The organism is Arthrobacter sp. 05T423 (assembly GCF_056396245.1).
The window spans coordinates 1-7,145 of the sequence record NZ_JBFTLC010000062.1 but is presented as its reverse complement, the minus strand read 5'-3'; the positions used below and the strand labels follow the sequence as shown (position 1 = coordinate 7,145).

4 protein-coding genes and 1 pseudogene are annotated in these 7,145 nt (G+C 65.0%); 4 read left to right on the top strand and 1 reads right to left on the bottom strand.

Annotation, left to right across the window (positions count from 1 at the left end):
* Positions 1-167: 167 nt before the first annotated feature.
* Positions 168-1,178, top strand: coding sequence for a hypothetical protein (locus tag AC1DFE_RS23545; RefSeq protein WP_476908250.1), 1,011 nt, complete (start codon positions 168-170; stop codon positions 1,176-1,178).
* Between the two features lie 51 nt (positions 1,179-1,229).
* On the opposite strand, the gene AC1DFE_RS23540 is transcribed toward AC1DFE_RS23545, so the two are convergent.
* Entirely contained in the window at positions 1,230-1,793 is a 564-nt protein-coding gene (locus AC1DFE_RS23540; RefSeq protein ID WP_476908249.1) for a hypothetical protein, read from the bottom strand.
* Positions 1,794-1,974: 181 nt separating this feature from the next.
* On the opposite strand from AC1DFE_RS23540, the gene AC1DFE_RS23535 reads away from it, so the two are divergent.
* The 3 genes and pseudogenes from AC1DFE_RS23535 to AC1DFE_RS23525 all read left to right on the top strand — a co-directional run.
* Complete coding sequence (locus AC1DFE_RS23535) at positions 1,975-2,775, top strand: TetR/AcrR family transcriptional regulator (protein WP_476908248.1); 801 nt, start codon at positions 1,975-1,977, stop codon at positions 2,773-2,775.
* A gap of 1 nt (position 2,776) precedes the next feature.
* Positions 2,777-5,329 (top strand): MMPL family transporter, encoded by a 2,553-nt coding sequence (locus tag AC1DFE_RS23530; protein ID WP_476908247.1) that lies wholly within the window; start codon positions 2,777-2,779, stop codon positions 5,327-5,329.
* A gap of 1,139 nt (positions 5,330-6,468) precedes the next feature.
* Positions 6,469-6,897 (top strand): annotated as a pseudogene (locus AC1DFE_RS23525) (transposase); the annotation flags it as partial.
* Positions 6,898-7,145: the final 248 nt, after the last annotated feature.

Here is a 7,145-nt window from a genome sequence, read left to right as displayed (position 1 = left end):
GGGAACATGCGACTATACTTTTGCATCGAAAGGGTGCTCCTTCGCAAGGCAAATAACGGTCTCGACAACCACTATTTTCCCAGCTCAGAGCACCCTTTCCCTGCTTAAACACGCCTCGCAGCCAGCGCCCCGTGAAAACCCCGGGCTAGCGCGGGAGTTTGGTCAATTTGGGGAATGCATCGCTGTCGCCGGCGGCCAGAGGTATGCTACGCACCGGAAAACTCGTGTGGGGCTGCATTCTGACATTTGCAGGCTTATTTCTCTCCACCGGAGATGTGCCAGCACTGGCCGTTGTCCTGCTCATCGCCGGCGTACCTTTCGCACTCGTCGGGCTGGCAGCTGGCAGGAAGGCTCGGCGATTCAACCGGCAGGACACCGCTGTCGCTGAGCGAATCGGCGAAGAATTCTGGTACATGCTGCAGCGCCCTGCACTTCCAGCCTTCACGCCGGACAGCCAAGGCTGGGAGATCCAGGAAGCACGAGTCGTAGAACTTCAGCGCCACTTTGACCAGGAAACCGCCGGAAATCTCGATGGGGCACTGCAGCATAATTTCTCGTCGTTTTCTTCCTCTTTCGGGCTGACGCTTGGCCGAGGAGGACAAAACTGGTTTGGTGCGGCCTCAGCTGGCAGTTCAACAGGCTTATTGTCAGGAATTTCGAACGTCAGTTTGACCATGCACAGCACCACGCGCGACAACCTCATGGGCGACGCCCTATTTAGCGTGCTTGAGTTCCCCACCAACAACGGGGAATTCGACACCATGCGGCTTATCAGCATGTCGCAGCCCGGCGCAGCAGCTTGGATTGGCGACTTGGTCAATGCTGTTGGGCTGAACCTGGGTGGGCACTCAACACACTCCGGCGGAACGGTCCTGAGGCACCTCCCGGATCTTGTAGGCCACTTCACGCCCAAAGACATCAGCTATACGACGGACAGGCTGAAGGCTCTGGAAAGACGGCACCGTGACGCAGGATTGGTTCCCACCCTTCACGCCTTCGGGCAGCCGATTGGCCGCAATGCCATGATCGCTACTGAGATCCGCTTCGCGGACGGGCAACGGTCTCACCTGTTTCCCTTGGAGTTTCCGCGGATGCTGGGCAACGCCATCGGAAAGGCTTCAAGCAGCGCGCTGGAGAGCCTCAGTCAGACTCCACAGAATGCCCTCGCGCAGAACTGAAGCAGTGGCAGAACCGAAGCAGTGATTGCCGTGGCTGTCGGTGAAATCCGATCAGCGGCCGGCGATCACGCCCTTCTCCACGGCCTTGGTGACGGCGTCGGCTTCGGCCTGCGTGAGCGTGCCGTCCTTCACCGCCTGATCAAGCCTGCCCTTCAGGGCTGCCGCGCGGTCCGTCTGCGCCTGGGTACGGAGTTCCTCCAGTGCGGCCTTGACCTTGGCTTCGTCAATCCCCAAGGACTTGGCCAGCGAGGCTGCCAACGCCGCCTCCTTGGCCGCCCTGTCCGGCTTGGTCCCGTCGGTGCGGGGTCCGGCCGGACGGTTGGCCTGGCGGAATGCACGCAGGGCATCCTCCACCTTGGCCTGGTCCACGCCCAGCTTGGCCGCGAGCGCCGCCGCATCCGCTTTGCGGGCCCCGTGACCGCGTCCATGCCCATAACCGTGCCGGCCGCCGTCCCAACGGAACCCGTTATCCGGTGCGCTGGATGGGCTGGTTGACGTTGCGGTGGGCGTGGGAGCGGCTGTTGTTGCCGCCGCCATCCCGGTGACACCGAACCCGGCACCCAACGCCAAGGCAGTTGCGCCCAGCCCGAGAGCCACTTTCTTCGAACGCTCCATGGTCCGCTCCTCGCTCCACCGGCCTTGAGCACCATTGCCGCCGTGCCGGCCACGACAACAGGATGCACCCTGCTCCTCAAGAATGGCTTTTGCCCTGCTGTGAAGAGGCTGTGAATCCGGCGCCCAAGCTGTGCAGCTTGACTAGTTGCGCAGAGTGCAAAGATGCACGTAGTGTAAATGGGTGTCCACTTCCAATTCTTCCAGCTCTTCAGCGGCGTCCACATCATCACCGGACGCCGCCGGGCCCGTTTCCCGGCGCGAGCTGAACAAGGCTGCCACCCGGCAGGCCATCACCGACTCCACTCTGGCCCTACTGCGGCAGCACGGCCCCGGCAACTTCACGGTCGAGGACATCGCAGCAGCGGCCGGCATCTCACGCCGGACCTTCTTCAACTACTTCAGCAGCACAGAGGCCGCCATTGCGTCGGTGACCAACGGCTTCCTGGACAACGCGCTCGAGCAGTTTCGCCGGCGTCCCGCGGACGAACCCATCCTCGAGTCCGCACGCGCCGCCCTCGTGGAACTGGCAGATCCCATGACCGTGGCGCCGCTCGCCGAGCTGTTCGGCCTGACCCAGGGCAACCCACTCATGGCACGCTCCGAGCTCGAGGCCTGGGACCACTGCACCGAGCAGATTATTGCTGCTGCCCGCGAGCGTTCCCCACAGGGTGGCAGCGCCGGCAGGGGCGGCGCCGGGGCTGACCCGGGCGCCGGGGCTGACCCGGGCGCCGGGGCTGAAACAGACGAGCTCTACGTCCGTGCCCTCGCAGGCTCGGTCGTCTCCTGCGGCAAAGCTGCGATGGACGTGTGGTTCCGCCGCTGCGGACCAGACCTCTCCCCCGGGTCGCTGGCGATCCTGCGCCAACTGCTCATCGATTCGATGGGCCTGCTCGGATCCGGTTTCGCACGATCCACACCGGGTTCGGCGTCGAAGGAATCTTCCACTAAACACTTCACCCACAACCCCGCAGAACGGTCCTGACATGGCACTTCTCCTGTACCGCCTTGGCAAATTTTCCTACCGGCACCGATGGCTCGTGGTCTCGCTCTGGCTCGCGGTCCTGCTGGCGGTGGGCGGCGCGGCGGCGGCCTTCCACGGCACACTGTCCAACAACTTCCAGATTCCGGGCACGGAAACACAGCAGATGGCCGACAAGCTCCAGAAGGAACTGCCGGCATCATCTGGCGGCTCGGCCGGGGTCGTCTTCCAGGCGAACGACGCCCAGTTCAGCCAAGCCGGCAAGGATGCAGTGTCCGCCGCGCTGACCAAGCTTGAGGCCCTCCCGGACGTCCGGGGAACCGTCGACCCGTTTGCCACGCAGGCCAAATTGGACAAGGCAACGGAAGACCTGGCCGCCGGAGAGGCCAAGGCAACCGCGGGCAAGGCCGAACTGGACAAGGCCGCCGCCGAACTGGCCGCCGGCCGGAAACAGCTGGCCGCGGCCGAGACGCAGATGAGCGCTGCCGGACTCCCGGCGTCGGCCATCGAGGCCCAGCTGGGCCAGCAGAAGGCCACCTTGGCCGCTGGCCAGGAAAAGCTCGACGCCGGCATCAGGGGAGCGGCGGCGGGTACCGCCAGGTTGGCACTGGCCAAGCGCCAGGTCGAAGCTTCGCAGGGATTGCGCTTCGTATCGGAGGACGGCGAGGCTGCCATTGCGCAGGTCCAGTTCAAGACCTCCATCAACGGGCTGGACCCGAAAGTGCGCCAGGAAGTCCAGGACATCGTGCAGGACGTCTCCTCGGCCGGGGTTACCGCGCTGCCCAGCAAGGAGATCAGCGAGGACGTCTCCGAAATCTTCGGCGTGGCCGAGATCATCGGCATTGCCGTCGCTGCGCTGGTCCTGATCATCATGCTCGGTACACTGGTCGCCGCCGGGCTGCCGCTGCTGATGGCCGTGATCGGCGTGGCGGTGGGCGTGGGCGCCACCATGGCACTGAGCAGCCTCGTCGACATGAGTTCCATTTCCCCGATGCTCGCCCTCATGCTGGGCCTCGCCGTCGGCATTGACTACTCGCTGTTCATCGTCAACCGCCACCGCGGGCAACTACTGGCAGGCATGGACGCGGAAGAGTCGGTGGCCCGGGCCACCGGAACCTCGGGCAATGCCGTCCTCTTCGCCGGCCTGACCGTCATCATCGCCCTCGCGGCGCTGGTGGTCCCGGGTCTTCCGTTCCTCGGAGTCATGGGCGTGTCTGCGGCCGGGACTGTTGCGGTTGCCGTCCTTGTCGCCCTGACCCTGACCCCGGCGATCCTTGCCCTCATGGGCAGGAAGCTGATCTCCAGCCGGGCCTGGGCCAAGGCGGAGAAGCACAATGCTGACCCGAACCGTGAGGCCGAGGACCGCGCCAGGGACGAACACCGCAGCAGCCACGGCTGGGGCGGACTTGTCACCCGGCACCCGGTGCTGGCCATGCTGGCCGGAGTCCTGGCATTGGGCATTGTGGCCCTGCCCGCCGCCCAGCTGCGGCTCGCACTGCCCGACGGCGGATCCGAACCCGTAGATTCCCAGGCCTTCAGGGCGTACGACGCCACCAATCGCAGCTTCGGCGAAGGAATGACCGGACCGATCATCGTGGTCGGTGATTTTCCGGACGGCCTGAGTGAAACCGCAGCAACGGCCAAGCAGCTGGACGTTGCGGACATCCTGCGCCGGACGGAAAACGTCACTGCAGCCGTCCCGGTGGCACTGAGCGAGGACCGCGGGACGGCGGTCTTCCAGGTCATCCCGAAGGAAGGGCCGGCGAGCGCCAGCACCGTCAACGTGGTCGCCGACATCCGTGCCGAGCGCGCCGAAATCAAGGCCTCCACCGGCGTCGGCATCGGCCTCACCGGCCAGACGGCAGGCAATATCGACGTTTCCGCCAAGCTCGGCGATGCCCTGCCGTCATACCTGGCCATCGTCGTCGGACTTTCCCTGGTCCTGCTGCTGCTGGTGTTCCGCTCCATTGTGGTGCCGCTCCTGGCGACCGGCGGTTTCCTGCTTTCGCTGGCGGCAGCGTTCGGCGCCGTGGTGGCGGTCTACCAATGGGGCTGGCTGGGATCGGTATTCGGCGTGGACAACCCCGGCGCCGTGCTGAGCTTCCTGCCGATCATCCTGATCGGCGTGCTGTTTGGGCTGGCCATGGACTACCAGGTGTTCATCGCCTCGGGCATGCGGGAATCCTTCATGCACGGCGAGTCCGCGAAGCGCGCCGTCCGCTCGGGTTTCAGCCACGCCTCCGCGGTGGTCACCGCCGCCGCCATCATCATGGTCAGCGTCTTCGCGGGCTTCATCTTTTCGCACCTGAACATGGTCCGGCCGCTCGGCTTTGCGATGGCGTTCGGCGTGTTGGTTGACGCCTTCGTGGTGCGCATGACAATCGTTCCGGCGGTCATGTACCTCCTCGGCGAGAAGGCCTGGTGGCTGCCGCGATGGCTGGACCGCATCCTGCCGGACGTGGATGTGGAAGGGGCGAAGCTCCGCAAGCCCGCATCCACGGCGGCCGCGCCCGACCCCGAGCCGGAGGCAGAGCCCGCCGGGACCGCCGCCCGCTAGGCAATCTTCACCCGCCAAAGCAACGCGGGGTCACTTAGCGCCCAATAAGGCCCTCCGAATGGGCTGAAAGTGACCCTCCCCACCCGCACCCTAGCCTCGCAAGTCCGCACCGTCTCCCTGCCCTCGCCGGGGCGGCTCCACGGCCAGGGAACCCTGCGGGCGTGGGCCCCCGATGCTTCTATGTCTGTCAAGCGGGTGGAAACGGGTGCGGACGCGGTTCACGTGAGCGGCCAGCTTCCGATTTCCCCTCGTTGTTTTGGCTGCTGGCGAAGCTTGCGGGGCTGTAGCCGACGGAGGCCTGTCTACCCGCAGGGCAAGGGGCGGGAAATTCCCGGAGGAAATCAGCGACGAAGGAGCGCCGCAGGGACATTTCCCGGGCCGCAGGCCCCGACGAAGGAGGGGCTAGACCGGCCGGAGCGGACACGTACAATCCGAAGGACAGCAGCCAAAACGTCGTAGACAAGACAGGGCGAGGGGGTGAAGGAGCTCTGCGACGGTGCGTCCTGGTCCCAACAGCCGGCCGCGCCAGTGGAGGCCCGATCCTGTGAGCTCTGCGAACATGCTTTTCCCTGGGGCGCCACGGATCCCCAAAGCGAGCCCGGCACGGCGGTGGGTCGCGGGCGGCAGCTGAACCGGCCCCTGCTTTTGCGAATGGCGGTCCGCCGCCGGTGACCCAACGTGCAAGCCGCTAACAGGCGGCGGACCGCCCGCGATCGCGGCCGACAGCAGCAACCCACGCCAAATGTTCGAAACCTGCCAAGGCCACCAGGTCTGGGTAACACCACAAGAACTCTCCGGCGAGCTCTCCTACCGGATGACCACGAAACAGAACTTCCCCACAAAATAGCCAGTTGTAGCCAAAGCGGAGCCACACCATAGGGCAATCCCACGATGCCCAGGGCCTTAGTAATCGACCGCGCAACTGTCCCTGACCGACAAGCTGCGCACCCGGAACCATTGGCCGGCGTCCGCAATCTCGATCGAGTCGGCAGGGGCGCCCCTGACGGCAGGTCCGCCAAACAGCACTGCGAAATCACTGCCATTTATCGCTGCGATTCACCGACACGTGGGACTGTAAATTTACCGGTGTAACTCCTGAGGAAGAGGAGAGCCCCGTGACGGATGTGACAGCCGCTGCGATCGATGCGGTGGATGAGGAACTGGTTCGGCAGCTGACGGAGCGTGCCCGGGCCGAGGGGCTGCAGTTGACCGGGGAGGGTGGCCTGCTGCAGAAGCTGCCCAAGCTGGTGATGGAGTCCGCGCTGGAGGGCGAGCTGGACGATCATCTCGGCTATGGCAAGCACGATCCGGCCGGGCGTGACGGCGGCAACTCCCGTATCGGCCGGCGGTCAAAGACGCTGCTGACGGAGGCCGGGCCGGTGGAGATCTCGGTGCCGAGGGACCGCGACGCGTCGTTCGAGCCGCAGATCGTGGCCAAGCGGCAGCGCCGGCTGACCGGTGTGGACGACCTGGTGATCTCACTTTCGGCCAAGGGTCTGACCCATGGCGAGATCGCGGCGCACCTGGCCGAGGTTTATGGCGCCGAGGTGTCCAAACAGACCACCTCCACGCCTTCGAGATCACCTTCGACGGACGCCTGTCCGCCGGCAGGAATTAGAACAAGAAACAACCCCGGTTACACCGAATAATTGACAGACCCCGACACGTGTCTACTAAGAAAACGAAGGTGACCTCCCTGGGGAAATTGGGGTGAGGTTGGGCTCGAATCCGAGCGCGAGCATTCGGCGTTGGAGGCGATTTCTGGCGCGTTCGGGGTTTGTTTTGTCGTAATGATCGATGCCGAGTTCGTCGTAGG

Excerpts from the sequence above, each read along its gene's own strand:
- AC1DFE_RS23540 (WP_476908249.1), bottom strand. The coding sequence starts at position 1,793 with ATGGAGCGTTCGAAGAAAGTGGCTCTCGGGCTGGGCGCAACTGCCTTG.
- AC1DFE_RS23530 (WP_476908247.1), top strand. The coding sequence starts at position 2,777 with ATGGCACTTCTCCTGTACCGCCTTGGCAAATTTTCCTACCGGCACCGA.